At 61.6% G+C, this 25,384-nt stretch carries 22 protein-coding genes; 10 read left to right on the top strand and 12 right to left on the bottom strand.

Annotation, left to right across the window (positions count from 1 at the left end):
* Positions 1–96: 96 nt before the first annotated feature.
* Positions 97–1,839 (bottom strand): amidohydrolase, encoded by a 1,743-nt coding sequence (locus tag KGB21_RS06750; protein WP_223504376.1) that lies wholly within the window; start codon positions 1,837–1,839, stop codon positions 97–99.
* Positions 1,840–1,942: 103 nt separating this feature from the next.
* Between KGB21_RS06750 and KGB21_RS06745 the strand changes: the two genes are divergently transcribed.
* From KGB21_RS06745 to KGB21_RS06715, 7 genes are all read left to right on the top strand, one after another.
* On the top strand, positions 1,943–2,875 hold the full coding sequence (locus KGB21_RS06745; protein WP_223504374.1) for a LysR family transcriptional regulator: 933 nt from the start codon (positions 1,943–1,945) through the stop codon (positions 2,873–2,875).
* Positions 2,876–3,018: 143 nt separating this feature from the next.
* A complete protein-coding gene (gene lexA, locus KGB21_RS06740; RefSeq protein ID WP_034147202.1) occupies positions 3,019–3,636 on the top strand; it encodes a transcriptional repressor LexA in 618 nt (205 codons plus the stop codon).
* The gene (gene imuA, locus KGB21_RS06735; RefSeq protein ID WP_223504373.1) at positions 3,636–4,253 is read left to right on the top strand and encodes a translesion DNA synthesis-associated protein ImuA; all 618 of its coding nucleotides are present in this window, start codon (positions 3,636–3,638) and stop codon (positions 4,251–4,253) included. Before lexA ends, imuA begins: the two co-directional genes overlap by 1 nt.
* Positions 4,254–4,260: 7 nt before the next feature.
* On the top strand, positions 4,261–5,676 hold the full coding sequence (locus KGB21_RS06730) for a Y-family DNA polymerase (RefSeq protein WP_223504371.1): 1,416 nt from the start codon (positions 4,261–4,263) through the stop codon (positions 5,674–5,676).
* The gene (locus tag KGB21_RS06725) at positions 5,652–8,750 is read left to right on the top strand and encodes an error-prone DNA polymerase (protein WP_223504369.1); all 3,099 of its coding nucleotides are present in this window, start codon (positions 5,652–5,654) and stop codon (positions 8,748–8,750) included. Before KGB21_RS06730 ends, KGB21_RS06725 begins: the two co-directional genes overlap by 25 nt.
* A gap of 302 nt (positions 8,751–9,052) precedes the next feature.
* On the top strand, positions 9,053–11,164 hold the full coding sequence (locus KGB21_RS06720) for a PAS domain-containing sensor histidine kinase (RefSeq protein WP_172668645.1): 2,112 nt from the start codon (positions 9,053–9,055) through the stop codon (positions 11,162–11,164).
* 138 nt (positions 11,165–11,302) lie between these two features.
* The gene (locus tag KGB21_RS06715) at positions 11,303–13,936 is read left to right on the top strand and encodes an excinuclease ABC subunit UvrA (RefSeq protein WP_223504367.1); all 2,634 of its coding nucleotides are present in this window, start codon (positions 11,303–11,305) and stop codon (positions 13,934–13,936) included.
* Here the strand turns inward: KGB21_RS06715 and KGB21_RS06710 are convergent.
* From KGB21_RS06710 to KGB21_RS06680, 7 genes are read right to left on the bottom strand one after another with little or no spacing between them, the layout of a single operon-like run.
* Positions 13,926–14,555, bottom strand: a complete 630-nt coding sequence (locus tag KGB21_RS06710; RefSeq protein WP_223504365.1) for a hypothetical protein — start codon at positions 14,553–14,555, stop codon at positions 13,926–13,928. The genes KGB21_RS06715 and KGB21_RS06710 overlap by 11 nt on opposite strands.
* Before the next feature lie 39 nt (positions 14,556–14,594).
* Positions 14,595–16,538: a response regulator gene (locus KGB21_RS06705; protein ID WP_034147196.1), complete on the bottom strand. Its 1,944-nt coding sequence runs from the start codon at positions 16,536–16,538 to the stop codon at positions 14,595–14,597.
* Positions 16,528–17,403 (bottom strand): sensor histidine kinase, encoded by an 876-nt coding sequence (locus KGB21_RS06700; RefSeq protein ID WP_223504363.1) that lies wholly within the window; start codon positions 17,401–17,403, stop codon positions 16,528–16,530. The genes KGB21_RS06705 and KGB21_RS06700 overlap by 11 nt, the downstream gene beginning before the upstream one ends.
* The gene (locus KGB21_RS06695) at positions 17,396–18,406 is read right to left on the bottom strand and encodes an ATP-binding protein (protein ID WP_223504461.1); all 1,011 of its coding nucleotides are present in this window, start codon (positions 18,404–18,406) and stop codon (positions 17,396–17,398) included. Before KGB21_RS06695 ends, KGB21_RS06700 begins: the two co-directional genes overlap by 8 nt.
* Complete coding sequence (locus KGB21_RS06690; protein ID WP_034147194.1) at positions 18,403–18,807, bottom strand: anti-sigma regulatory factor; 405 nt, start codon at positions 18,805–18,807, stop codon at positions 18,403–18,405. The genes KGB21_RS06695 and KGB21_RS06690 overlap by 4 nt, the downstream gene beginning before the upstream one ends.
* A complete protein-coding gene (locus KGB21_RS06685) occupies positions 18,804–19,166 on the bottom strand; it encodes an STAS domain-containing protein (protein ID WP_034147193.1) in 363 nt (120 codons plus the stop codon). The genes KGB21_RS06690 and KGB21_RS06685 overlap by 4 nt, the downstream gene beginning before the upstream one ends.
* A 4-nt stretch (positions 19,167–19,170) precedes the next feature.
* Positions 19,171–20,022: an STAS domain-containing protein gene (locus tag KGB21_RS06680; RefSeq protein WP_034147192.1), complete on the bottom strand. Its 852-nt coding sequence runs from the start codon at positions 20,020–20,022 to the stop codon at positions 19,171–19,173.
* A gap of 350 nt (positions 20,023–20,372) precedes the next feature.
* On the opposite strand from KGB21_RS06680, the gene KGB21_RS06675 reads away from it, so the two are divergent.
* Positions 20,373–20,573 carry a hypothetical protein gene (locus KGB21_RS06675; protein ID WP_034147191.1) on the top strand — a complete coding sequence of 67 codons (201 nt, stop codon included), beginning with the start codon at positions 20,373–20,375 and terminating at the stop codon, positions 20,571–20,573.
* Positions 20,574–20,634: 61 nt separating this feature from the next.
* Here KGB21_RS06675 and KGB21_RS06670 read toward each other — a convergent pair whose 3' ends face one another.
* Complete coding sequence (locus tag KGB21_RS06670; protein ID WP_034147190.1) at positions 20,635–21,156, bottom strand: DUF4142 domain-containing protein; 522 nt, start codon at positions 21,154–21,156, stop codon at positions 20,635–20,637.
* Positions 21,157–21,373: 217 nt separating this feature from the next.
* Between KGB21_RS06670 and KGB21_RS06665 the strand changes: the two genes are divergently transcribed.
* Together KGB21_RS06665 and KGB21_RS06660 are read left to right on the top strand one after the other, a co-directional pair.
* The gene (locus KGB21_RS06665; protein ID WP_034147189.1) at positions 21,374–21,610 is read left to right on the top strand and encodes a DUF465 domain-containing protein; all 237 of its coding nucleotides are present in this window, start codon (positions 21,374–21,376) and stop codon (positions 21,608–21,610) included.
* 110 nt (positions 21,611–21,720) lie between these two features.
* Entirely contained in the window at positions 21,721–21,963 is a 243-nt protein-coding gene (locus KGB21_RS06660) for a hypothetical protein (RefSeq protein WP_034147188.1), read from the top strand.
* A gap of 113 nt (positions 21,964–22,076) precedes the next feature.
* Here the strand turns inward: KGB21_RS06660 and KGB21_RS06655 are convergent, their stop codons facing one another.
* From KGB21_RS06655 to KGB21_RS06645, 3 genes are all read right to left on the bottom strand, one after another.
* A complete protein-coding gene (locus KGB21_RS06655; protein ID WP_223504361.1) occupies positions 22,077–23,165 on the bottom strand; it encodes an SMP-30/gluconolactonase/LRE family protein in 1,089 nt (362 codons plus the stop codon).
* Positions 23,162–24,307: a sterol desaturase/SRPBCC family protein gene (locus tag KGB21_RS06650; protein ID WP_223504359.1), complete on the bottom strand. Its 1,146-nt coding sequence runs from the start codon at positions 24,305–24,307 to the stop codon at positions 23,162–23,164. The genes KGB21_RS06655 and KGB21_RS06650 overlap by 4 nt, the downstream gene beginning before the upstream one ends.
* A 104-nt stretch (positions 24,308–24,411) precedes the next feature.
* Positions 24,412–25,275, bottom strand: coding sequence for a LysR family transcriptional regulator (locus KGB21_RS06645; RefSeq protein WP_223504357.1), 864 nt, complete (start codon positions 25,273–25,275; stop codon positions 24,412–24,414).
* Positions 25,276–25,384 lie beyond the last annotated feature (109 nt).

Here is a 25,384-nt window from a genome sequence, read left to right as displayed (position 1 = left end):
GATCCCGCTGTTGTGATTGTTATGGGCAGATTTCAGGCAAGGCTGCGCCAGGCCCCGTGTCGGGAAACACGGAGTCGGGCAGTGAAGTGGTTTTTATTAGAGGGTCGGCGCGTAGACCTGACGGCCGGCGAACCAGGTTTGCAGCACTTGGGTGTCGTGCAGGGCTTTCTCATCGACGCTGAACACATCGCGGTCAACCACGATGAAGTCGGCCTGTTTGCCGGCGCTCAGCGAACCGATCTGTTTGTCCAGGCCAATGGTGCGGGCGGCGTTGAGGGTGTAGGCGTAGAACATGGTTTCGCGGTCGATGCGTTCATCGGCGTTCAGTACCCCCAGCGGACCGACCCGAGTCATGGCCTGGGCCATGGCGTTCCACGGGTTCGGCGAAGACACCGGCCAGTCACTGGCCCCGGCGATGGTCGCGCCTTGTTTGAGCAGCGAATGCGCAGGGTACTGGTAACGGAACGCCAGGGCGCTGACGTAAGGCTTGATCATGTCGGTGGTGTAGTCGTCGGCGCTGGCCCACAGCAGTTGCATCGAAGCGATGACGTCGAGCGGTTTGAAGCGCGCGAACTCTTTCGGATTGACGATTTGCAAGTGCGTGATCGAGTGGGTCACGCCGCTCTGCCGGTCCTTGCGCGCCTGGGCGATGCCGTTCAGTGATTCGCGCACCGCACGGTCGCCGATGGCGTGGATGTGCACCAGCCAGCCGCGCTGATCGATGGCGCTGACCAGTTCACCGAAGTGCTGCGGATCGATCAGCAATTCGCCCGGTTTGTGCGAGTTGGTGTACGGGTCGATCATCGCCGCGCTCTGTGCCGGGTACTCGATCACGCCGTCGGCGAAGATCTTGATCCCGGGCAACGTCAGGTTGGGAATGCCCTGGAATTGTTGGCGGACTTTGTCGAGGGTGTCGAGATCGGCGGGAACGCTTTTGCCATTGGCCACCAGCAGCGCGGCGACGTGAACGCTCATGCCGCCGCTTTCCGACAGCGCCTTGTACACCGGCAGCACGCCGACGGTTTTCTCCGTAGGCTTGAGGGCGAAAATCGGTTCGCCGGGCGCGGCGTTGGCGGCGGGGTCCATCCACGCGGTGATGCCGACGCTGTTGTTGTAGCTCACGGCGGTTTGCGCCGCTTTGAGCATGTCGGCGGCACTCGGTGACGGCATTTTCGAGGCGACCCGGTCCCAACCTGCATCCACCAGAAAACCGTTGGGGCTGCCATCGGCCAGTTTGCCGATGGTGTCCTTCTCGGCGTCCGGCAGGGTTTTCAGCAGCGCCGCATCCACCCCGGCACGTTTGAGCATCACGTTGTTGGCCCACGCCGTGTGGTGGTCGCTGCCCGTGAACACCACGGCGACGTCGGCCCATTCGCCGCTGTTGAATTTCTTGCCCAAGGCTTCGGCCTGCGCCCAGTAAGCCGAGCTCATGCCGGCCACGCTCAGGACATCGCCATGCTTCGCCTTGCCGTCTTCACGCCAGGCGCGCAGGCGTTTTTCCAGTTCGTCGAGGTCGACCACTTCGTCTTCCATGTTGGCCGAGACCATCTCCAATCCGCCGAAAATCGCGTGGGAATGGCTGTCGATCAGGCCGGGCATCAGGGTCTTGCCGCCCAAGTCGATGACCTTGGTTCCCGTTTCGATCAAGGCCTTGATCTGCGCATCGCTGCCCACTTGCAGCACTTTGCCGTCCTGTACCGCCAGGGCCTGGACCTTCGGCTGGTTGCGGTCGGCGGTGAAGATTTTGCCATTGAACAGCACCAGATCGGTCGCCGCCATGGCTTCCAACGAGGCAAAACTCACTGCCACCATCAACAGATTCGGGATGAATCTTTTCATTGAATGTTTCCTTGTTATTGCGTCTGATGGCCAGATTAGTGGCTTGCCGCGCTCGGTAGAACGCCTCACTCGCGAAAAACGTTTTTGCCTGAATGGAAAAAGAATGGACAAGTTGGGTGCACTGAAAATGTTCGTGGTCACGGCGCAACTGGGCAGTTTCAGCCGCGCCGCCGAGCAGTTGGGCAAGACCCCGTCGGCTCTGACCAAAGCGGTCAATCACCTGGAAGCGGAGCTTGGCGCGCGTTTGTTCGAGCGCAGCACCCGGCGGATTTTGCTCACCGAATCCGGGCGGCTTTACCTGGAAACCGCACGACAGGTGTTGCAGCGGCTGGACGAGGCCGGCGAGGAAATCGAGCAGTTGCAGCATGGCCTGCGCGGCAGCCTGAAAATCACTGCGCCGCTCGCCTATGGGCAGGCTTTTCTCGATCAGGTGTGTGGCGGTTTCCTGGAGCAATACCCGCAAATCAACCTGCAAGTGGACCTGTGCGACGAGTTCGTTAATCTGCTGGAAAGCGGCTACGACCTGGCCTTGCGCGAAGGCCATGATGACTTGCCGGGGTTGATCGCCAGGGTGGTCGGCAGCAATCGCCTGGCGCTGTGTGGCAGTCCGGAATACCTGGCGCGCAAGGGGCTGCCGGTCAACCCGCAAACCCTCGATGACCACGAATGGTTGCTGTATCGCCACCCTCTGCTCAGCCGAGAATTCTGGTGGGCCGAGCGCGACGGCCAGCGCTTGAGCCTGCCGCAACCGCAGTCGCCACGGTTACGCAGCGACAATTACGACCTGCTGCTGGCCAATGCCCTGGCCGGGCGTGGTTTGTTGCACACACCGTTGTGGAGTGCCGCGCCATACGTGGCGGACGGGCGACTGGTGCGGCTGATGGCCGACTACGACATTGACCCGGACAGCTTCGGCCCGCATATCCTGGCGGTGTACCCCAGCCATCGGCGGGCCACGGCCAAAGTGCTGGCCTTTATCGATTACATCGCAGGTTTTCTGGAGTCCCGTGGTTTGGGGGCACTCGATCCCCTGTAGGAGCTGTCTCGTGCAACGAGGCTGCGATCCTTTGATCCTGCTCTTTAAAAACAACATCAAAAGATCGCAGCCTCGTTTCACTCGTCAGCTCCTACACCGCTCCGACCACAGGTGCTTGCCAGAAAAATCCGGAAAGAGTACAAATGTACTCCATGACGACTCTCACTCCCCGCCGTACCGCCATCCTGACCTTCATCCGCGAACGCATCGCCGAACACGGTCAGTCCCCGAGCCTCGCTGAAATCAGCGAGGCGTTCGGTTTTGCCTCCCGCAGCGTGGCGCGCAAGCATGTGCTGGCGCTGACCGAAGCCGGTTTTATCGAGGTCAACCCGCATCAGGCCCGGGGCATTCGCCTGCTCGGGCAACCACCGCGCCCCGAGCTGCTGGACATCCCGGTACTCGGCCGGGTGGCGGCCGGTGCGCCGATTGGCGCCGATGCCGAAATCCATAGCCGATTGCTGCTTGATCCGTCGATCTTCTCCCGGGTGCCGGACTACATGCTGCGCGTTCGCGGCGACTCGATGATCGAGGACGGCATTCTCGATGGCGATCTGGTGGGCGTGCATCGCAGTCCTGAAGCCGTCAACGGCCAGATTGTCGTGGCGCGCCTCGACGGCGAGGTCACCATCAAACGCTTCGAACGGGTCGGCGACACGGTGCGCCTGTTGCCGCGCAACCCGGCCTATCAGCCGATCATCGTCGAAGGTGACCGCGATCTGGCCATCGAAGGCGTGTTCTGCGGTCTGGTGAGGCAAGGCTGATGGGTGCCGTCGTTGCGCTGGATACGCTGTTCAATGGCGGCCAGGTCTGGAAGGGCCGGCCTGCGCCGCCGGCCGCCAGCCCGCAACCGACCGGGCATGCCGCGCTGGATGCGGCGCTGCCCACGGGCGGCTGGCCGGAAGCGGCCCTGAGCGAAATCCTCCTGGCCGGGCAGGGCGTCGGCGAGTTGCAATTGGTGTGGCCAGCGCTGGCGCGACTGTCGGCGGCGGGCGAACGCATCGTCTTGGTGGCGCCGCCGTATGTGCCGTACCCCCAGGCCTGGCAGAGCGCCGGAGTCGATCTGCGTCAGTTGTCGATCATCCAGGCCAGCGAGCGCGATGCGTTGTGGGCGGCGGAACAATGCCTGCGTTCAGGCAGTTGCGGCGCGGTGCTGTGCTGGCCGCACAAGGCTGATGACCGGGCGCTACGGCGCTTGCAGGTGGCGGCGGAAACCGGCTCGACCCTGGCGTTTGCCTATCGCTCGCTCAGTGAAGCGATCAACCCGTCACCGGCGGCCCTGCGCATCGCCATCGATGCCAAACCTGCGCAATTGCGGGTGCTCAAGTGCCGGGGCGGGTTGGCCCGTTCGGCGCCGATTGCCTTTGCCGTGGGGCATTGAGGTTGCCATGCGCTGGGTTTGCATTCTTTTCCCGCAATTGGCGCTGGACGCGGTACTGCGCCAACGCGCCGACCCCGAAGAGCCGCTGGCGCTGCTGACCGGCCCGGCCCAGCGTCGGGTGTTGCAGGCAGTCAACGGCGCGGCGCGGGCACTGGGCTTGCGCCCCGGTCAGTCGATGAGCGCCGCGCAAGCCTTGAGCAAAGGCTTTGCCACGGCCGAGTACGACGGCGCTGACATCGAGCACTGGCAGCAATTTCTCGCCGCTTGGGCCTATCGCTTCAGCTCGCAGGTCAGCGTGCATTACCCACGGGCGCTGGTGTTTGAAATCGAGTCCAGCCTTGGGCTGTTCGGCGCCTGGCCGCAATTCGAGGCGCGTTTGCGCACTGAGCTTGGCGAACTGGGGTTTCGTCACCGCATTGTCGCCGCCCCCAACCCGGTGGCGGCGCGGGTGCTGGCCAACGCTTATGACGGTCTGGTGGTGCCCGACGAGCAAGCCTTGCAGCATTACCTCGGGCAATTGCCCGTCGACCGCATCGGGCTGGAGGCCAGCGTCGCCACAGCGTTGTCGCGCATGGGGCTGCGCACTTTGAGCCAGGTGCAGGCGTTGCCCCGGCACAGCCTGGCTCGACGTTTCGAGGCCCAGGTGCTCAAACACCTGGATGCGTTGCAGGGTACGCGGCGGCTGGCGCTGGCGTTCTACCTGCCGCCGGACCGCTTCGACGTGCGCATCGAGCTCAATTTCGATGTGCAATCCCATCAGGCCTTGTTGTTTCCACTGCGTCGATTGACCGGCGACTTGTCGGCGTTCCTCTGCGGTCGGGACAGCGGCGTACAGCGTTTCGACCTGCACCTGGAACACACCGGATTGCCGGATACCGTCATCAAGGTTGGCCTGCTCAGCGCCGAGCGCGATCCGGCGATGCTCTTCGAACTGGCGCGTGGGCGTCTGGAGCAGGTCCAGGTCGAAGCCCCTGTGCGCGGTTTCCGCTTGCGCGCCGAAGACTTGCCGACCTTCGTTCCCCAGTTCCAGGAGCTGTTCGACGACCGTCCGCAGCAGACCTTGCCTTGGGAGCAACTGCGCGAACGCCTGCGCGCACGGTTGGGGGATGAGGCGGTGCACGGCTTGCGCTTTCAGGCCGATCACCGACCCGAGTGCGCGTGGCAGGCCAGTGCCGACAGCCAGCCTTGCGCCGGATTTGCGACCGTGCAACGACCGGGTTGGCTGCTGAGCGAGCCGATGGCGGTGCACGAAGGCTCGACGCGCATTCTCATGGGGCCGGAGCGCATCGAGTCCGGTTGGTGGGACGGCGCTGACGTGCGCCGCGATTACTACCTGATCGAAACCCGTACCGGCCAGCAGGGCTGGGCCTATCGCGCGGTGGGCGAGGATGGGCCGTTGTGGCTGCAAGGCTGGTTCGCATGAACGCCGGTTATGCCGAACTGCACTGCCTGTCGAATTTCAGTTTCCAGCGCGGAGCCTCCAGCGCCCTTGAGCTGTTTCAGCGGGCGAAAAAGCAGGGCTATCAAGCCCTGGCGATCACTGACGAATGCACCCTGGCCGGCATCGTCCGCGCCTGGCAAGCGGCGAAATCCGTGGAGCTGCCGCTGATCATCGGCAGTGAAGTGCGCATCGAAAACGGCCCGAAACTGGTGCTGCTGGTGGAAAATCTCGTGGGTTACCAGACCCTGTGCCGACTGATCACCCGCGCCCGGCGCCGTACGCAGAAAGGCCAGTATCAAGTGCTGCGGGAAGACTTCAGCGAACCGTTGCCGGGACTGTTGGCGCTCTGGGTGCCGGACGCCGTCGATGATTTTGCTCAAGGTCATTGGCTCAAGCAGGTCTTCGATGAACGCCTGTGGCTGGCGGTGCAGTTGCATCGTTGTCAGGACGATACCCGGCGCCTCAACGATTTGCTGACGCTGTCCAGGGAGCTGCAGATTCCTGCGGTGGCCAGCGGTGATGTGCACATGCACGCGCGCGGACGGCGCGCCCTGCAGGACACCATGACCGCGATCCGCCATCACTTGCCGGTTGCCGATGCCGGGTTGCGCCTGCACCCCAACGGTGAACGGCATTTGCGCAGCCTTGATGTGCTGCGCGAGCTCTATCCGCCAGCCTTGCTCGACGAAACGTTGAACATTGCCCGGCGCTGCACCTTTGATCTTGGCCAGTTGCGTTATCAGTATCCGCGGGAGCTGGTGCCGGACGGACACAGCGCCGCGTCGTGGCTGAGGGAATTGACCGAGCGCGGCATTCGCGATCGATGGCCTCAGGGGGCCAGCGAGAAAGTGCGCGGGTTGATCGACAAGGAACTGGGGCTGATCGCCGAGTTGGGCTACGAGAGTTATTTCCTCACCGTTCAGGACATCGTCGCCTTCGCCCGGCGCGAAAGAATCCTCTGTCAGGGCCGGGGTTCGGCGGCCAACTCGGCGGTGTGTTTCGCCTTGGGCATCACCGAGATCGACCCCGACCGGATGAACATGCTGTTCGAGCGTTTTCTCTCCAAGGAGCGCGACGAACCGCCGGATATCGATGTGGACTTCGAGCACGAACGCCGCGAAGAAGTCTTGCAGTACGTGTTCCAGCGCTATGGCCGGACTCGAGCGGCATTGACTGCTGTGGTCAGCACTTACCATGCGGCCGGAGCCGTGCGTGATGTGGCCAAGGCGTTGGGTTTGCCGCCGGATCAGATCAACGCCCTGGCCGATTGCTGCGGTCACTGGAGTGATGAAACACCACCCGTGGAGCGCCTGCGTGAAGGCGGTTTCGATCCCGAGAGCCCGGTGCTGCGCCGGGTGTTGAGTTTGACCCAGCAACTGATCGGTTTCCCCCGGCACCTGTCCCAGCATCCCGGCGGCTTCGTGATTTCCGAGCAGCCGCTGGATCACCTCGTGCCGGTGGAAAACGCTGCCATGGCCGAGCGCACCATCATCCAGTGGGACAAGGACGATCTGGATGCGGTCGGCCTGCTCAAGGTGGATATCCTCGCGTTGGGCATGCTCAGCGCGATTCGTCGTTGCCTTGATTTGCTGCGTCGTCATCGCAACCTGGACTTGAGCCTGGCGTCGATCCCCTCCGAAGACTCGTTGACCTACGACATGATTGGCCGCGCCGACACCGTCGGGGTGTTCCAGATCGAATCACGGGCACAGATGTCGATGCTGCCCAGGCTCAAGCCGCGCAAGTTCTATGACCTGGTGATCGAGGTGGCCATCGTTCGCCCCGGGCCGATTCAGGGCGGCATGGTGCACCCGTACCTGCGCCGGCGAAACAAGGAAGAACTCGAAAGCTATCCCTCCGAAGAGTTGCGGGAAGTGTTGAAACGCACCCTCGGCGTTCCGCTGTTCCAGGAGCAAGTGATGCAGATCGCTATCGTCGCCGCCGACTACAGCCCCGGCGAGGCCGATCAGTTGCGCCGTTCCATGGCGGCGTGGAAACGCCATGGCGGACTGGAGCCGCACAGGGATCGCCTGGCTGCCGGGATGAAGAAAAAAGGCTACACCGCTGACTTCGCCGCGCAGATCTTCGAGCAGATCAAAGGCTTCGGCAGTTATGGTTTCCCCGAGTCCCACGCCGCCAGTTTTGCCTTGCTGACCTACGCCAGTTGCTGGTTGAAATGCCACGAACCGGCGGCCTTCGCCTGTGCCTTGATCAACAGTTGGCCGATGGGTTTCTACAGCCCGGACCAGATCCTGCAGGACGCCCGCCGTCACCATTTGCAAATTCGCCCGGTGGACGTGCGGGCCAGCGATTGGGATTGCAGTCTCGAACCGATTGCCGGCGCGCAACCGGCGATTCGCATGGGCATGCGGATGATCAAGGGCTTTCGCGAGGACGATGCCCGGCGCATCGAGGCGGCACGGGAGAGAGGTGCGTTTGCCGACATCGCCGACCTTGGCGAACGGGCGCGACTCGATGCCCGCGCCCAGGAACAACTGGCCGATGCCGGTGCATTGCGCGGGCTGGCCGGTGATCGCCATCGGGCGCGTTGGGAAGTGGCGGGGGTGCAGAAACAGCTTGGGCTGTTTGCCGGCTTGCCCAGTCAGGAGGAGGGGGCGGTGGCGCTGCCCAAACCCACGGTCGGCGAGGATTTGTTGGCCGATTACAACAGCCTCGGCACCACCCTCGGGCCGCATCCGCTGGCCCTGTTGCGCGCTGAGTTGAAAGCCCGGCGCTGCCGCAGTTCGAAGGAGTTGCTGGAAGTGGAACATGGGCGCCCGGTCAGCGTCGCCGGGCTGGTGACCGGCCGACAACGGCCAAGCACCGCCAGCGGCGTGACCTTCGTTACCTTGGAAGACGAGTTCGGCAACGTCAACGTGGTGGTCTGGCGCGACCTGGCCGAGCGCCAGCGCCAGGTGCTGGTGGGGTCGCAGTTGCTCAAGGTCGATGGGCGCTGGGAGAAGGAGGGCGAAGTGCGACACCTGATCGCCGGACGCCTGAGCGACCTGAGCCCACTGCTGGACGGCATCAGCGTGCGCAGCCGGGATTTCCGCTGACCCGTACATCTGTTTATTGGGGGACAAAGCCAAACCATTCTCCGTACTTCTGTAGGAGCTGGCTTGCCAGCGATGGCGTCATTACGTGCGTAGCCGGGATTTCCGCTGACCCACGCAACCCCTGTAGGAGCTGCCGAAGGCTGCGATCTTTTGACTTTGATTTTTTAAGATCAAAAGATCGCAGCCTGCGGCAGCTCCTACGGGGACATTTATTTCTTCGCTTCAGCTATACCTCTATGAAACCAATGGCACCCACGATGCTCGAAACAAACGGGTGTGGATGACCGGGACAGAGCCAACCGATGCAGTTTCTTGACGATAGCCACGGATGTGCCGGCTGGAGCGGCGAAATGGCCGAGCGTATTCGTGCGTTCGACTGGAGTCGCACCGAGTTGGGGGCTCTCGATATGTGGTCGAGAAGCCTGAGCAGTACGGTGCAGTTGATGCTCGCTTCACCACTGCCGATGGTGATGCTCTGGGGCCGCGCCGGGTACATGATCTACAACGATGCCTATTCGGAATTTGCCGGCGGGCGGCATCCTTATCTGTTGGGCTCGCCGGTAGAACTGGGCTGGCCGGAAGTCGCCGAGTTCAATCGGCATGTGGTCGACACTTGCCTGGCCGGCGGCACCTTGTCCTACCGCAACAAGGAATTGGTGTTGCTACGCAACGGGATTCCCGAAGACGTCTGGCTGGACCTTTATTACAGCCCGGTGGCCAATGATGACGGATGCCCGGCCGGAGTCATGGCGATGGTGGTCGAAACCACGGAGTTCGTGATTTCCGAACGCTTGCGCCAGGCTGCCGAAAACGCCTATCGCGCCGACAACGAACGGGTTCGCTTGGCACTGAATGCCGGGGCCTTGCTCGGTTCGTTCGTTTGGGACGTCAAAGGCAATGTGCTGAGCGGCGATGAGCGTTTCGCCCGGACCTTTTCTTATCCCGCTGACGTGCCACTGGACAACCTGCCGCAGGACATTGCTGAAGCGCGTATTCACACCGACGACTTCAGTTGGGTGCAGGAGCAAGTCCAGCAATCAGTGGAAAACGGCGAACCCTTTAACGCCGAATATCGGGTTCTGCGCCCCGATGGCACTTACCTGTGGGTACTGGCCAGCGGTTGCTGCGAGTTCAATGAACAGGGTGAGCCGTTTCGTTTCCCCGGGGTGTTGATCGACATCCATGAACGCAAGATCGCCGAAGAATCTTTGCTCCGGTTCACCCGCAACCTGGAGCAGCGGGTCGCCGACGAAGTCGAAGCGCGGCTGACGGCGGAGGAGCAACTACGGCAATCGCAGAAACTCGAAGCCATTGGCGGCCTCACCGGCGGCGTGGCCCACGACTTCAACAACCTGCTGCAAGTGATCGCCGGCAACCTGCACTTGCTGGCTCGCCATGAGCCGAACAACGCCAACGTCCAGCGCCGGGTCGCAGCATCGATTGCCGCTGTCGAGCGCGGTGCAAAACTGTCCTCGCAACTGCTCGCGTTTGCCCGGCGTCAGCCATTGTCCCCGGCGATTTGCACCCCTCAGCAGATTTTCGATGGCCTGGGCGAACTGTTGCAGCGTGCGCTGGGTGAAACCATTCAGATCCATTTGGCCGCCCCCGCAGACCCCTGGCAGGTTTTCGTTGATCGCAATCAACTGGAAAACGCCATCCTCAACCTGGCGATCAATGCCCGGGACGCCATGAAGGGCGAGGGGACCATCGACCTCAGCGCCGAGAACATCTTCCTTGATCGCGCGTTTTGCGCAGGCAAGGGCATCCCGTCTGGTGACTATGTGCGTGTATCGGTGGCCGATGCGGGCGTCGGTATGGCGCCGCTGGTGCTCGCGCAGGCGTTTGAACCGTTTTTCACCACCAAACCCGACGGACAGGGCACGGGGCTGGGCTTGAGCATGGTGTTCGGGTTCGTCAAACAGAGCGGCGGGCATATCGAGATGTCCAGCGTCGTCGACCAAGGCACCCGGGTGCAGATGTATTTCCCGCGCAGCCTGCGCTCGGCGGGCAGTGAAACAACCGCCCCCGACGTGCAGCAACGGGGCGGCCACGAACAGATTCTGGTGGTCGAGGACAACGAAGCCGTGCGCGTTTCGACCGTGGAGTTGTTGCGCGAAGAGGGCTATCAGGTGCTGACGGCCGCCAATGCCGACGCCGCAATGCAGATGTTGCTGGAAGGTGTGGCGGTGGACCTGATTTTCACCGACGTGGTCATGCCTGGTTTGATCAAGAGTACGGACCTCGCGGCGTGGGCGAAAGTGCAAAACCCGCCGGTGACGGTGCTGTTCACCTCGGGGCACACCCGTGACATTATCTCGCGCAACCATCAACTCAGCCCGGATACCCACTTGCTGAGCAAACCCTACAGCCCCGACGCGCTGACCCGGATGATTCGCACCGTCCTCAACAGCTGAACACGATTCCCCTGTAGGAGCTGGCTTGTCAGCGATGGCGGCTTCGCAGTCAATAAAGAAGCAATTGGCCCGACGCGATCGCTGGCAAGCCAGCTCCTACAGTCATTTGTTTTCCAGGAAATTAAACAAGGCGACCTGATGACTTCCACGCGCAGCCCCAACCCAACCTCCGGCATGGTCAAGGTGCGCGGTGCCCGGGAGCACAACCTCAAAAACGTCGATGTCGATATTCCCCGCGACGCACTGGTGGTGTTCACCGGCGTGTCCGGTTCAGGGAAGTCGTCGCTGGCGTTTTCGACCCTCTACGCCGAAGCGCAGCGGCGCTACTTCGAGTCGGTGGCGCCGTACGCGCGGCGGTTGATCGATCAGGTCGGCGTGCCGGATGTCGACTCCATCGAAGGCCTGCCGCCAGCAGTGGCCTTGCAGCAACAGCGGGGCACGCCGAGCACGCGTTCTTCGGTGGGCAGCGTGACTACGCTGTCGAGCCTGATCCGCATGCTGTACTCCCGCGCCGGCAGCTATCCGCCGGGACAGCCGATGCTGTACGCCGAGGATTTTTCACCCAACACACCCCAAGGCGCGTGCCCCGAATGCCACGGCTTGGGCCGGGTGTATGAAGTCACCGAAGCGTTGATGGTGCCGGACCCCAACCTGACGATCCGCCAGCGCGCCGTCGCTTCCTGGCCCTTGGCGTGGCAGGGGCAGAACCTGCGCGACATCCTCGTGACCATGGGCATCGACGTCGACATCCCTTGGCGCAAACTGCCGAAAAAGCAGCGCGACTGGATCCTGTTCACCGAAGAAACCCCGACAGTGCCGGTGTATGCCGGGCTCACGCCGGAGGAAACCCGGGTCGCCCTCAAGCGCAAGATGGAACCGAGTTACCAAGGCACCTTTACCGGCGCGCGCCGCTACATCCTGCATACCTTTACTCACTCGCAAAGCGCGCTGATGAAGAAGCGCGTCTCGCAATTCATGCTCGGCAGCCCGTGCCCGTTGTGCGACGGCAAGCGCCTCAAGCGCGAGGCGTTGTCGGTGACGTTCGCTGGCTATGACATCGGCGAGTTGTCGCAGATGCCGCTGCTGCAAGTCGCCGAAGTGCTGAAACCGGTGGCGGCCCAGCATTATCTTGAAGAGGGCGATGAAGCGGGCGAGGTGTTGACCCACACCCAGACCCGCGAAGCCCGTGAACAACGGGTGGCCCACGGCGCCAGTGGCCACGCCAACGCTCCGGACGTGCGGCACACGCCGAATCTGTCGGTGGAAAAACGTCTGGCCGCGCAACGTATCGCCCAGGACTTGCTGGAGCGGGTCAGCACCCTGACTGATTTGGGCCTCGGCTATCTGGCGCTGGAGCGCAGCACGCCGACGCTGTCGTCCGGCGAGTTGCAGCGCCTGCGCCTGGCGACGCAACTTGGCTCGCAGTTGTTCGGCGTGATCTACGTGCTGGACGAACCTTCGGCCGGTCTGCATCCGGCGGATGGCGAGGCGCTGTTCGAAGCCCTGCAACGCCTGAAAGCCGCTGGCAATACCCTGTTCGTGGTCGAGCACGATCTGGAAACCATGCGCCGCGCCGACTGGTTGATCGACGTCGGCCCGGCGGCGGGCGAGCATGGCGGGCGGGTGCTGTACAGCGGCGCACCGGCGGGTCTGGCCGATGTGAAGGACTCGCAAACCCGCGCCTACCTGTTCGCTGAACACGTCAGTCAGCCCCGTACGGCGCGCCAGGCCAGCGATTGGCTGCGCCTGGAAGGCATCACTCGCAACAACCTGAACAACCTCAGTGCCGAGTTTCCACTGGGCTGTTTTACCTCGGTCACCGGCGTTTCCGGCTCAGGCAAATCGAGTCTGGTCAGTCAGGCGTTGTTGGAGTTGGTCGGTGCGCACCTTGGGCGTCCGGCGACCGACAGTGAGCCGGAAGAACTGAACCTTGAAGACGACACCCCGCAAGTCAGCGGAGGGCAGGTCACCGCAGGACTGGCGTCGATCAAGCGTCTGGTGCAGGTCGACCAGAAACCCATCGGCCGCACCCCGCGCTCCAACCTCTCAACTTACACCGGCCTGTTCGACAACGTGCGCAAGCTCTACGCCGCCACGCCCGAGGCTCAAGCCGCTGGCCATGACGCCGGGCAGTTTTCCTTCAACGTCGCAAAGGGGCGTTGCCCGACGTGTGAAGGCGAAGGGTTTGTCAGCGTCGAATTGCTGTTCATGCCCAGCGTCTATGCACCTTGCCCGACCTGCCATGGCGCGCGCTACAACCCCGAGACGCTGGCGATCACCTGGCAGGGCCGCAACATTGCCCAGGTGCTGCAATTGACCGTCGACGAAGCGGTCGAGGTGTTTGCCGAGCAAGCGGGGATCCGCCGCTCGCTGGAGGTATTGCGCGATATTGGCCTGGGTTACTTGCGTCTCGGCCAACCGGCGACGGAGCTGTCGGGTGGTGAGGCCCAGCGGATCAAACTGGCCACCGAGCTGCAACGCAACCAGCGTGGGGCAACGCTTTACGTGCTCGATGAACCCACCACGGGATTGCACCCACGGGACGTCGACCGTTTACTAGAACAGTTGAATAACCTGGTGACGGCGGGGCATACGGTGATCGTCGTCGAGCACGAAATGCGCGTGGTGGCGCAGAGTGACTGGGTGATCGATATCGGGCCGGGGGCGGGGGATCAGGGCGGCAGGATTGTGGTTGCAGGGACGCCGCAGAAAGTCGCGAAAAGCAAGAAGAGCCGGACGGCACCGTTCCTTGCGAGGGCGCTCAATCTGTAGGAGCCGGCTGGCTGGCGATGGTGCCTTTGAAATCGCCATCGCTGGCAAGCCAGCTCCCACAGGGATCTGTGGCGTTCACACAACCTGTGGGTTCACACCATTCTGTAGGAGCCGGCTTGCTGGCGATGGTGCCTTTGAAATCGCCATCGCTGGCAAGCCAGCTCCCACAGGGATCTATGGCGTTCACACAACCTGGGGATTCACACCATTCTGTAGGAGCCGGCTTGCTGGCGATGGCGCGCTCGAAATCGCCATCGCTGGCAAGCCAGCTCCCACGGGGATCTGTGGCGTTCACACAACCTGTGGGTTCACACCATTCTGTAGGAGCCGGCTTGCTGGCGATGGTGCCTTTGAAATCGCCATCGCTGGCAAGCCAGCTCCCACAGGGATCTATGGCGTTCACACAACCTGGGGATTCACACCATTCTGTAGGAGCCGGCTTGCTGGCGATAGCGCGCTTGAAATCGCCATCGCCAGCAGGCCAGCGCCCACAGGGATCTGTGGCGTTCACACAACCTGTGGATTCACACCATTCTGTAGGAGCCGGCTTGCTGGCGATGGTGCGCTTGAAATCGCCATCGCTGGCAAGCCAGCTCCCACAGGGATCTGTGGCGTTCACACAACCTGTGGGCTCCTTCAGGTCTGCGATCTTTTGATCTTAAGCGCCGTCGATTGTGCGTCGTACCTTGTCCAGCAGCTCCTTGATCTGGAACGGCTTGATCAGCATTTCCATGCCATCACCCAGAAACACCTGACGGTTGAGCGCGGTTTCCGCGTAGCCGGTCATGAACAGGATCGGCAGCTTCTCGCGCCAGCCGCGCGCGACGTCGGCCAGCTCTCGGCCGCTCATGCGCGGCAGGCCGACGTCGGTCAGCAGCAGGTCGATGGACTCGTCTTTCTGCAGGCGTTCGAGGGCACCTTCGATGTCCGCCACTTGGGTGCAGCGATACCCGGCGTCCACCAATACTTCTGCCACGAACATCCGCACCGACGGCGTGTCCTCAACAATCAATACATGCTCGCCGGCCCCTTGCGGATCGACGGTGACCGGCGCCGCTTCGCTCATGGTGGGATCAGAGCTGGCCGGCAACATGATGGTCACTTCGGTACCACGCCGCGCCACACTGCGAATGTGCGCATCGCCCCCGGATTGCCGGGCGAAACCGTAGATGGTGGATAAGCCGAGCCCGGTGCCCTGGCCCAAGGGTTTGGTGGTGAAGAACGGATCGAACACCTTGTCGATCACGTGGTGCTCAATGCCCGTGCCGTCATCGCGCACCGACAAGGCGACGTACGCGCCATCGGCCAGATTGGGGTCGCCGTGGGAGTAGGCGGCATAGGTGTTGACCCAGACATTGCCGCCCTGGGGCAAGGCGTCGCGGGCGTTGATCACCAGGTTGAGCACGGCGCTTTCCAGCTGAATCGGGTCAACCAGCGCGATCGCGGCTTTTGAGGTCAGTTCCAGTTTCAGCGAAATGCGTTCGCCGATGGTGCGCACCAGCAGCTCTTCGAGTGAGCGGATGTGCTCGTTGATGTCCACCGGCCGGGTGTCGAGGGGTTGTTGTCGGGCGAAGGCCAGCAGGCGATGGGTCAGGGCGGCTGCACTCATGGCTGAGTTCAACGCCGCTTCGGTGTAGAACTGGACCTTGTCGGTGCGGGACTCGGCGACCCGTTTCTGGATCAGCTCCAGGCTGGTGATGATGCCGGTGAGCAGGTTGTTGAAGTCGTGGGCGATGCCGCCGGTCAGCTTGCCCAACGCGTCCATTTTCTGCACCTGCAACAGCTGCGCCTCGGTGCGCGCTCGTTCGGCGACCTCCTTGGCCAACTGTTCCGTGGCATCGTCGAGCCGCGCCAGGTGCGAGCGTTCGCGGTGCCGGTGTTCGGTGACATCTTCAACGAATACCAGGCTCAATTCCGGCGTGCGGTAGGGCGAAATCTGCCACTCGGTTTCGCGAATTTCGCCGCCGACTCGCATGCTCAAGGTGCCTTTCCAGCGTTCGCCATAAGCCAGCCGCAGGCGCAGTTCTTCGATGACCGCTTGTTGGTCCTCGGCGAAACATTCGAGCAAGGTGTCCGGGGTGCGATTGTCCTGAATCAGTTGCGCGAACGCATGGTTGCATTCATGCACTTTCATCTCGGCATCCAGCACCGCAATGGGTGCGGAAACGTTGACGAAAATCTCGCGAAAACGCGCCTCGCTGGCACGCAGGGCATTTTCGGTTTCGCGCACCCGCAGCAAGGTGCGCAGGGTCGCCAGCAGCACATCCGGGTCCACCGGGTGAATCAGATAAGCATCGGCGCCGGCGTCCAGGCCGGTGATGATGTCGCCGGTCTGGATCGACGCCGCCGACACGTGGATCACCGGCAGCAGGGCCGTCGCGGGGTCGGAACGCAGTTTGCGGACGATGTCGAAACCACTCATGTCCGGCAGGTTGACGTCGAGAATCAGCGCATCGAGGGTGACGCTGTCGATCAGTTCCAGGCCTTCGCTACCCGTGCCTGCTTCGAGCACTTCATAGCCATGGTTCTCCAGGCGGCGGCGCAGGGCATAGCGCGTGGCGATGTTGTCGTCGACGATGAGTAATCGGATGTCACGCTTCATCGGCAGGCTCCACGGCGATGGCCAGCGGGATGATCACGAAAAAGGTCGAGCCAATGCCTGGCGTACTCTGCATTCCGACTTCGCCACCCAGCAACTCGGCGAAGCGTTTGCACAGGGACAATCCGAGCCCGGTGCCGCGCAGGCGTTTTTGCAGCGGTGAATCGACCTGGGAGAAGTCTTCAAACAATGCGCCATGTAAATCAGGAGCGATACCTATTCCGGTGTCGCTGACGGCAAAGCGTACGTGATCGCTGTTTTCCAGCCGGGCCGAGACCCGGACCTCCCCATGAGTGGTGAACTTCAGCGAGTTGGCGATGAAATTGCGCAGGATCTGCGCGAGTTTCTTGTCGTCGGTATACAACTGCGGCAGCCCCACTGGCTCCTCGAAAATCAGGTCAACCGCACTGGCATCGACAATCGGGCGAAACATGCCGCGCAACGCGGAAAACAGGTCGAACATGTCGAACCAGGCCGGCGAAATGCTGATGCGCCCGGCCTCGATCTTCGCCAGATCCAGCAAGTCGTCGACCATGTCACTCAGTTCGCGGGCGGAATTGCTGACGAATGCAACCTGCTTGTGCTGCTCGGGGCTGAGCGGGCCGTCGAGCTCGTCGGAGAGCAGGCTGGCGATGCTGAGGATCGAGCCCAAAGGCGTGCGGAACTCATGGCTCATGTACGACAGGAAACGGCTTTTCAGGTCCGAAGCCTGGCGCAACTGTTCAGCCTGGGTGTCGAGTTCGGCATAGAGCGCCAGAACGCCCTGGTTGGTTTCGTCCAGCTCTTCACGCAGGGCATTGGCTTCGCCTTGCAGGCGGGCGATCAGTGCGGCTTGTTCATCAATCTGACTGATGGGTAATTCAGCCATGGTCGGCCTCCAGAGCAATGACCAACACCGTGACATCGTCCCGTCCACGACAGAAATCGCGGTGCAGAATCGCAGCGATGACGGCGGGATGGCGGTGCACCAGGCCGGGGTAGTCCTGCAGGTTCCAACGCGATTGCAGGCCGTCGCTGTACATGATCAATAGCTGTCCGTTCACCTGAGCATAGTCAAAGGGTTGCGCCTTTCGATACTGGCCGCCGACGATGCCCGGATGAGACGCCAGGCCGCGGGACTTGTCCGGCGCGATCAGACAGGCGCCGATATTGCCGATGCCGACGAATTTCAACGCGTCGCCAGCACCGTCGAACTGGGCAATGGCCAGTGCGCCGCCGCGAGTGCCGGTCATGGCTTGATGAATGTCCTCCAGCAACAGCAACGGGGAGGCGAACGGCATCAGCGCGTAGGCTTTCTCCCCGGCGCGGGCGGCGCGTTCCGCCTCCTCGCCGTGACCGAGGCCATCGATCACCAGGGCGCTGATGCGCGGACCGTCAAACGCCAGGTGCCAGACATCGCCGCAAGCGGGATCGTGGTGCAACGAATGCTGGCTGACACCAATGCGTCGGTCCGGGGCCTTGTCCGTTCGCGGATACAACCGTGTGAGCAGCACGGCACCCCGTGAATCGGCATACACATCGAACACTTCAGTCTGCCGTGACACGGCGCCAAGGCCAATGCCCTGGGTGCCGCCGGTGGAAAAACCGTCGGCCAGGCACGCGTGCAAATCAAAGCCTTGGGCGCGGTCGATGGCGAGCATTTCGATGCCGGCGCCATTCGCGCGGGGCAAAACCCTCAGGTGCAATTCGCCACGGGCCGCATGCTTGAGAATGTTGCTGGCAAGCTCGGTGGCGACCAGCGCCACACGTCCCGCATCCGTGGTATCGAAGCCGTGTTGTTCCGCGAGTCTCTGCGCGGTGCGTCGGGCATGCCCGATCTGGCTGCTGTCCTCGATGACCAGCACTTGTGTCATCGAACCGCTGATATTCATGTCCATCGGGTAATCGTTATGCGAGTGCCCTTGCCTGGCGCGGTGTCGAGTTCGAACTCATTCACCAGGCGCTTGGCACCGGTCAGGCCCAGGCCCAAACCGGAACCGGAGGTCCAGCCATCGGTCATGGCCAGTTTGATGTCGGGAATGCCCGGCCCTTCGTCACGGAAGAGCAGGCGCAGGCCGGTACGCGAGTTTTCATCGAGGATTTCCCAGTCCATGTCGCCGCCACCGCCATACACCATGGTGTTGCGCGCCAATTCGCTGACCGCGGTCACCAGTTTTGTCAGGTCGATCAGGCGCATGCCGCATTCCTGAGCGAGCTTGCGCGTCAGTTGGCGGGCCAGGACCACGTCCTGCTCGATGTGAATCGGATGAGTGCCGCTGCTGCGCACAGTCATTGGTTGCGTACTCGTTCCTGAAGCAGTTTCATCCCGCGTTCGACATTCAGCGCGGTACTGACACCGGGCAGGGTCAGGCCAAGCTCCACCAGGGTGATGGCCACCGCGGGTTGCATGCCGACCAGTACCGTCTGGGCATCCATGATTCTCGACAGCCCGGAAATCGTCCCGATCATCCGACCAATGAACGAGTCCACCATGTCCAGCGCGGAAATATCGATCAACACGCCGCGCGCGGACGTCCGGCTGATGCGCTCGGACAAGTCGTCTTGAAGGGTCAGGGCCAACTGGTCATGCATGTCCACCTGAATGGTCACCAGCAGGAAGTCGCCCATTTGCAAAATCGGTATGCGTTCCATCGGCTCAATCCGCCTTGCTGACGGTCAGTCCCAACCGGGTCAGGGCCAGTTTCAGGGCATCGGCCAGGTTGGCCTTGGTCACCACGCCTTGCAGGTCCAGCCCAAGGTGCACGATGGTCTGGGCGATTTGCGGGCGCACACCGCTGATGATGCAATCGGCACCCATCAGGCGAATGGCGGTGACGGTCTTGAGCAGGTGTTGCGCCACCAGCGTGTCGACGGTCGGTACGCCGGTGATGTCGATGATGGCGATCTCGGAGCCGGTGTCGACGATCCGCTGCAACAGCGATTCCATCACCACTTGGGTGCGTTGCGAGTCGAGGGTGCCGATCATCGGCAACGCCAAAACACCGTCCCAGAGCTTGACCACCGGGGTCGACAGTTCCAGCAACTCTTCCTGCTGGCGCTTGATCACCGCTTCGCGGGACTTCTGGAAGGTGCGGATGGTGTGCATGCCCAGAGCGTCGAGCAGTTCGGAGATTTCCCAGAGTTGCTCGGCCAACAGGGCCGGGCTGTCCTGGTAATGATTCTGCAACAGGGCAAACAGCGGGCCTTTCAACGAGAAGATGAAACTGGCGGTCTGGTGCGAATCCTGGCCGAGCAGGGCGCGGCTATGGGAGAGTTTGTCGAGGAACTGGCGAATTTCATCCCAGCCGGACGCAGCAATGTTTTGGCCGTTGCCATTTTGCAGACCCGAGATAACCAGATGTAGGAATTCCGAGGTCTGCTGTTGCAGATCCTGCTCTTTGAGATTGCGCGTGGCGCCACTGGCCTCAAGGCCGTTTTTCCATTCGGCAAGCAGTTGTGTCTGGTTTTTTTTCATCGCATCGAGAGTGCTGGATTGCAGTGCCGCCATGAGACTTGACTCCTTGATTGTATGCAGCCGATTCCCTGAAAAATGACCGGCGCAAAGCAGTGACATTTGCCGCAACAAATAGTTGTTCGGCGACCACAGGTTTTTTATCGGATGTGCATACGGACTGTAGTAGGAGCTGCCGAAGGCTGCGATCTTTTGATCCCGATCTTGATCTTCTGCAACATGTGCCGACGTCAAAAGATTGCAGCCTTCGGCAGCTCCTACAGGTGCCTTGCACAGTAGAGATCGCGGTGTATTGATCCATCCGATGGAACGTTGCCTGTGTCACGGCTTCGAAACATCAAGGCCTGACAGTTTCAGTCGTGAGCTTGCATTGATGGGAGGTACTCATGAAAGACCAACCCAAGCGTGACAACCTTGGCCAGCCCGAGGAAGCAACCCCGCAACCACAAAGTGGTGACTCGGCGGTTGATCAGAAAAATCGCCATACCGATAACGACAATGAATTCAGCCCGGGCTTCAAACCCAATCCTGATCGACCCAAGCCCAGTGATGACACCGATGCAGATATCGACACCGACGGTGGCTAGGTGGAACCCTCACACACAAAGAGGCCGCATCCTGGATGCGGCCTCTTTGTGTGTGAGGGTGTTATTTGTCCGGATGGGCGGCCTGAAGCTTTTTCGCCATATCCAGGTGTTTTTCCAGTCCCGGCAACATTTTTTGCGCAAAGCCCTTGAGCTCGGTGGCGCCTTTGGTTTTGTCGTCGGTCACGGTGTTGGCTTCTTTCTTGAACAGCTCGATGGTGTCTTCGTGAGCCTTCACCTGATTATTGGCGTAGGCCGCATCGAAGGACTCATCACGCATATCGAGGATTTTTTCCTTGGCCTGTTTCACCAGCGTCGTGGTGTCCGGCACTTCGATGTCGTTCTTTTTCGCAATGGCGGCCAGTTCGTCGTTGGCCTTGGAATGGTCGGTGATCATCATGTTGGCGAAAGCCTTGACGTCTGCCGATTGGCTTTTTTCCAGCGCCAGTCGGCTGGTCTCGATCTCGGCAATGCCGCCGGCGGCTGCCTTGTCGACAAAATCATTGGAGGTCGCCGCGAATGCCGCGCCCATGCTGGTACTCAGGGCGATGGCCAGCGTGAGGTGGCGCAGGTTAAATCCGTCCATTGGTTCTTCTCCACACAGTTTTTATTGGCGATCGAGTTGATCGTTATTCTGTGGAGGCTGCGGCGCGGGTAAAGGTTTTATCGCATTTGCGACAGGGCGACGAACGGCCACCGCTGGTCTGACAGATGGTCGACAGAACCGGCAAACCAAGGCCATTCTGATAGTTGGCGAACGCAATCAGTCGCGTTTGCTTCCGATTAACAAACGGAGGTGTTCCATGCCGGTGCCACACGATCTTTACAAGGATTTGAATTTCACAACAAAGGAAGAAATCCAGCAGAAACGCACCAATGATCCGTTACTGGATTCATTGATAAATAAATACTCGCAGGCGGATGCTGAGGTGGTGAAGGCAGAGGAAGCCAAATCCAGCGATGACGCAGTGACCAGGCTCAAGGCCAAGCGCCTGGAGGTCAAGGACAGGATCGTCAAACAACTTCAATCGCCGTCCTGACGCACCGTCATGAGCCACCGACCATCGGTGGCTGAATAATTGGAACGGCGATGTTAACCGGCACCTCGAATGTTCAGAGCCCGACTTGACGGCTCGACACGAGGTGCCTCATGACAGACCCAAAATTTCCCAGTGAAGAGCAGGGCGGCTACGACCCCATTCCAACCCATCCCGAACCTTTGAGTCCCGGCCGGACTGCGGTCAATCCGGAAGACGAGCCGGGAATTGACGAATTGCCGAACAACGAAGGTGCCATCCCCATGGACCAGGACGACGGTACGGATATCGACCGGGATCGCATGCGCGAAGAAACCGATAATGCGGAACGCGATGGCGAGGTTGATCCCCGGTAGTGCTGGTTTACCCCAACCCTTGTAGGAGCGAGCCTGCTCGCGATGACGGCAGCACATTCAAAATCAATGTCGACTGTCAGGACCTCATCGCGAGCAGGCTCGCTCCTACAGGTTTATTGCAACGCTTTACTCAGCGGCAATCGCGCCATGTTTTTCGCTTTCAACGAACCCAAGTACAACCACTCCCCATATTCGCGCACGGTGGTGATCGGCGAGTAGTTTCCGCTGCTGCCATCCTGCAGATTGGCGATGACCTTACCCTCAAGATCCAGCCCCAGCGCGAAGGCGCGTTTTTCCACCGGTTTGGGCAAGACGGTCATGGCCCGCACGATCATCTTTCGCACCAAGGGATGCTCCGCCGTGGCATCGAGCAGCGCGTTGCGCGGGGCATACAGCGCCACCCAGAAGCGATCGTGACCATTGAAGGACAGGTTGTCCGGCAAGCCCGGCAGGTTGTCGATGAACAGATCATGGGTGCCGGCTTTCGGTCCGCTCAGCCAATAACGACTGATGCGATAGGCGCCGGTTTCGTTGACCAACACAAAGCTGTCGTCCGGGCCCAGAGCGACGCCGTTGGCGAACTCCAGCTTGTCCAGCAGCACCGCGGTTTTCCCGGTCTGGAAGTCATAACGCAGCAATCGCCCGTCACCGCCATGCTCGATGATCGCCTCACCGTCCTTGCCATAACCGAAGCGGCTGGAGGCGTCGCTGAAATAGGCGTAGTGCCCGGACTTGTCGATGGCCACGTCGTCAGTGAAACCGAAGGGCACACCGCTGGCGGTCGTGGTCAGTGCCACCAGGCGGCCCTGGGCGTCCAGCGACAGCAAGCCCTTGACCGCGTCGGCGATCACCAGCAAACCATTGGGATGGCGGGCCAGGCCCAGTGGTCGGCCGCCGGTATCGGTCAGGACTTTAGTGACCTTGCCGTCCAGGCTGGTGCGGATGACCCGACCGTCATGCAGGCCGGTGATCAGCGTATCGCCTTCGAGCAACAGCGCCTCCGGCCCGTCGATATCCGCCGCGCCGACGCGCTCCACACCTTTGAGGCGCTGGTTATCAGCGTAGACACCACTGGTGAGGGACGGCGCCGGTGGCGGGCTCCAGGCCACCGGTTTGACTTTGGTCGGCATCAGCAGCAGGAAGGCGCCGATGGCCACGATCAGCAGCAACAGCCCATGGCGAAACTTGAACGATCGCCTCACACGCGAGCTCCCGAAAGCACCAGGTGTTTTTCCGCCATTTCGCGCAAGGCTTGCATCGACGCGGCCGATTCGTCATCGATGCGTCGTTTGAGCAGCAATTTGTTGGCAACGCGCATGATCAGACCGCTGAACTCATACTCCAGCGTGCGAACAAATCGCGTGCCTTCGCCTGCGGATTCGCATTCGTAAGTCAGCAGCAAAGACAGGCCGTTGTCGCCGTAAGCCCGGGCAACCCAGCGTCGCCCGGGCAAATACTCATCGACCACCCAACTCAAATGCCCCTCGCGCTCGCCAGCGCGGATGTCTTCTTCGAACCGTGCCCCGGCATGCAACGGCCCGCGCTGCGCATTGATCTTGAGCGAAGACGGGTGCCATTCCGGCCACCGAGTCACGGTGCTGGCATAGGCAAGTACGGCAACGGGACTTCCGGCAATGTCGATCTGATGCTGCATGCGCGTCATGGGTGTTCTCGTCAGGTACGGGGTGGCGTCTTCCGGCTCCCAGTGGAGGGTGCCGAACAGGAAGTCCATCAACGGAAAAACGATGTTGAAATTGCGCTCCTGCATCATCTCGCGGCGGTGATGCAGCTCGTGCAAGCGGCGCATCTGGCGAATCCACGGCAGCCGAGTCAGCGGATTGTGCGGCGGTAGATGCTCACAGGCATGGAACACCTCATAGGCCAGGTAACCGAGGACCAGACAACCCCCGACCATTCCCGCGACGTTGGCATTGAACTGGCTGAGCAGCCACCAGACGGGCAGGGTAATGACCAGCGTATGCAACACGATCAGCCAGGCTGGAAACAAAATCACCCGCCAGTCGCGGGCGCTGTTGTACGTCATGTGACCGGGGGCGAAAAAACTGTGATGGTCGCCAGTGTGGCGGGCATAGAACAGGCGCGCGAAGTTCTTTTTCTGATGGCCCAGGTGCCGATGCACCATGTACACGCCAAAGTTGTAAAACAACAGGGTCAGTGGCACCGCCAGCCATTCCAGCGGTAGCACCTGATGCACGCTGCTCCAGAAGACGGTAATCGCCATCAGGCCGAACACGAGCACGAAGGTGCCGTGCAGCCATGGGTTATAGAGTGGATGAATGTTGGCGCGGTAGCGGCTGCGGAATGCTTCGGTGGTCTGCCTCACTGCAATCACCTGTCGTTATTGTTATCTCCAGCAGAGTAGTCGATTCCGGCGTTTTGGCTGGCCGAACCTGATGACACAAATGCCATGATCCGGTGCAGGGCGACTCAGGTCAGCGGGTTCCAGCGTTGCGACCAGTCGTCATCGGACTGGATGACTTCGCGCAGCAGGTCGAAGGCCCGTTGCAGGGTTGGCGAATCACGGTCGCGGGAGTAAACCAGATAGGTCGGGTAACTGAACTCCGGCGCCTTGGGCACTTGCTCCAGCGCGCCGCTTTCCAGGTAACTCTGCACCACGCGGGTACGGAAGTAGCCACTGCCGCCGTTTTCCAGAATGTACTGCAAGCCCAGCGGGCCGAGATTGAAGCTCAGGGGCGCCCTGGCTTTTTCCGGCAGGGCGGCATCGTGCTGGCGCCGAAAATCCTCGCCCCAGTCGATGTACACGTAAGGGTCGGCCCGGCCGGGTTGGCGGACGAGGATGAGTTTTTCTTCCAGAATCTGCTCGACTTGCAGGCGTGGCCCGTATTCCGGTTGATAGACCAGCGCGGCATCCAGAACCCCCAGCTCCAGTTGGCGCAGCAGGTTCTCGCCATCGCGGATTTCCATGCGCAGGGCATGGCCGGGAATCTTTTCGCGCAGTTCGCCGGCCCAACTGAGCATCAGCGGATTACACAGACTGACCTCGCCGCCGATGTGCAGCACGTCGTGATAACCCTCGGGTAGCGGCAAGTCACGGCGCGCGGCTTCCCAGGTTTCCACCAGTTGATTGGCATACACCACGAAGGCTTCGCCATTGGGCGTCAGGCGGGCGCCGGCGCGGTTTCGCACAAACAGCGTACTGCCCAGGTGGCTCTCGAGTTTTTGCACCCGCGCGGTGATGGCGGTCTGGGTGACGTGGAGTTTTTCGGCGGCTGCGGCGAGGCTGCCGTGACGGACGATTTCCAGAAAGGTGCGGGCGAGGTCGATGTCCATGGGGTGGCCGGTGTGGGAGGTGCTCGCATTGTAGGAGCACCGTTCACCCGTGGCGAGGGAGCTTGCTCCCGCTGGGCTGCGCAGCAGCCCCAAAAAATCGGCAGCCACA

Source organism: Pseudomonas sp. GL-RE-29 (assembly GCF_019947275.1).
In the GTDB taxonomy this organism is placed as follows: domain Bacteria; phylum Pseudomonadota; class Gammaproteobacteria; order Pseudomonadales; family Pseudomonadaceae; genus Aquipseudomonas; species Aquipseudomonas fluorescens_A.
The sequence above is the reverse complement of the archived record's forward strand: the minus strand, read 5'-3'. Positions and strand labels throughout refer to the sequence as shown.

What these genes read in the sequence shown, in the direction of transcription:
- KGB21_RS06750 (WP_223504376.1), bottom strand. Translation starts at nt 1,839, where the DNA reads ATGAAAAGATTCATCCCGAATCTGTTGATGGTGGCAGTGAGTTTTGCC.
- KGB21_RS06745 (WP_223504374.1), top strand. Translation starts at nt 1,943, where the DNA reads ATGGACAAGTTGGGTGCACTGAAAATGTTCGTGGTCACGGCGCAACTG.
- lexA (WP_034147202.1), top strand. Translation starts at nt 3,019, where the DNA reads ATGTACTCCATGACGACTCTCACTCCCCGCCGTACCGCCATCCTGACC.
- imuA (WP_223504373.1), top strand. Translation starts at nt 3,636, where the DNA reads ATGGGTGCCGTCGTTGCGCTGGATACGCTGTTCAATGGCGGCCAGGTC.
- KGB21_RS06730 (WP_223504371.1), top strand. Translation starts at nt 4,261, where the DNA reads ATGCGCTGGGTTTGCATTCTTTTCCCGCAATTGGCGCTGGACGCGGTA.
- KGB21_RS06720 (WP_172668645.1), top strand. Translation starts at nt 9,053, where the DNA reads ATGCAGTTTCTTGACGATAGCCACGGATGTGCCGGCTGGAGCGGCGAA.
- KGB21_RS06715 (WP_223504367.1), top strand. Translation starts at nt 11,303, where the DNA reads ATGACTTCCACGCGCAGCCCCAACCCAACCTCCGGCATGGTCAAGGTG.
- KGB21_RS06705 (WP_034147196.1), bottom strand. Translation starts at nt 16,538, where the DNA reads ATGAAGCGTGACATCCGATTACTCATCGTCGACGACAACATCGCCACG.
- KGB21_RS06700 (WP_223504363.1), bottom strand. Translation starts at nt 17,403, where the DNA reads ATGGCTGAATTACCCATCAGTCAGATTGATGAACAAGCCGCACTGATC.
- KGB21_RS06695 (WP_223504461.1), bottom strand. Translation starts at nt 18,406, where the DNA reads ATGAATATCAGCGGTTCGATGACACAAGTGCTGGTCATCGAGGACAGC.
- KGB21_RS06690 (WP_034147194.1), bottom strand. Translation starts at nt 18,807, where the DNA reads ATGACTGTGCGCAGCAGCGGCACTCATCCGATTCACATCGAGCAGGAC.
- KGB21_RS06685 (WP_034147193.1), bottom strand. Translation starts at nt 19,166, where the DNA reads ATGGAACGCATACCGATTTTGCAAATGGGCGACTTCCTGCTGGTGACC.
- KGB21_RS06680 (WP_034147192.1), bottom strand. Translation starts at nt 20,022, where the DNA reads ATGGCGGCACTGCAATCCAGCACTCTCGATGCGATGAAAAAAAACCAG.
- KGB21_RS06675 (WP_034147191.1), top strand. Translation starts at nt 20,373, where the DNA reads ATGAAAGACCAACCCAAGCGTGACAACCTTGGCCAGCCCGAGGAAGCA.
- KGB21_RS06670 (WP_034147190.1), bottom strand. Translation starts at nt 21,156, where the DNA reads ATGGACGGATTTAACCTGCGCCACCTCACGCTGGCCATCGCCCTGAGT.
- KGB21_RS06665 (WP_034147189.1), top strand. Translation starts at nt 21,374, where the DNA reads ATGCCGGTGCCACACGATCTTTACAAGGATTTGAATTTCACAACAAAG.
- KGB21_RS06660 (WP_034147188.1), top strand. Translation starts at nt 21,721, where the DNA reads ATGACAGACCCAAAATTTCCCAGTGAAGAGCAGGGCGGCTACGACCCC.
- KGB21_RS06645 (WP_223504357.1), bottom strand. Translation starts at nt 25,275, where the DNA reads ATGGACATCGACCTCGCCCGCACCTTTCTGGAAATCGTCCGTCACGGC.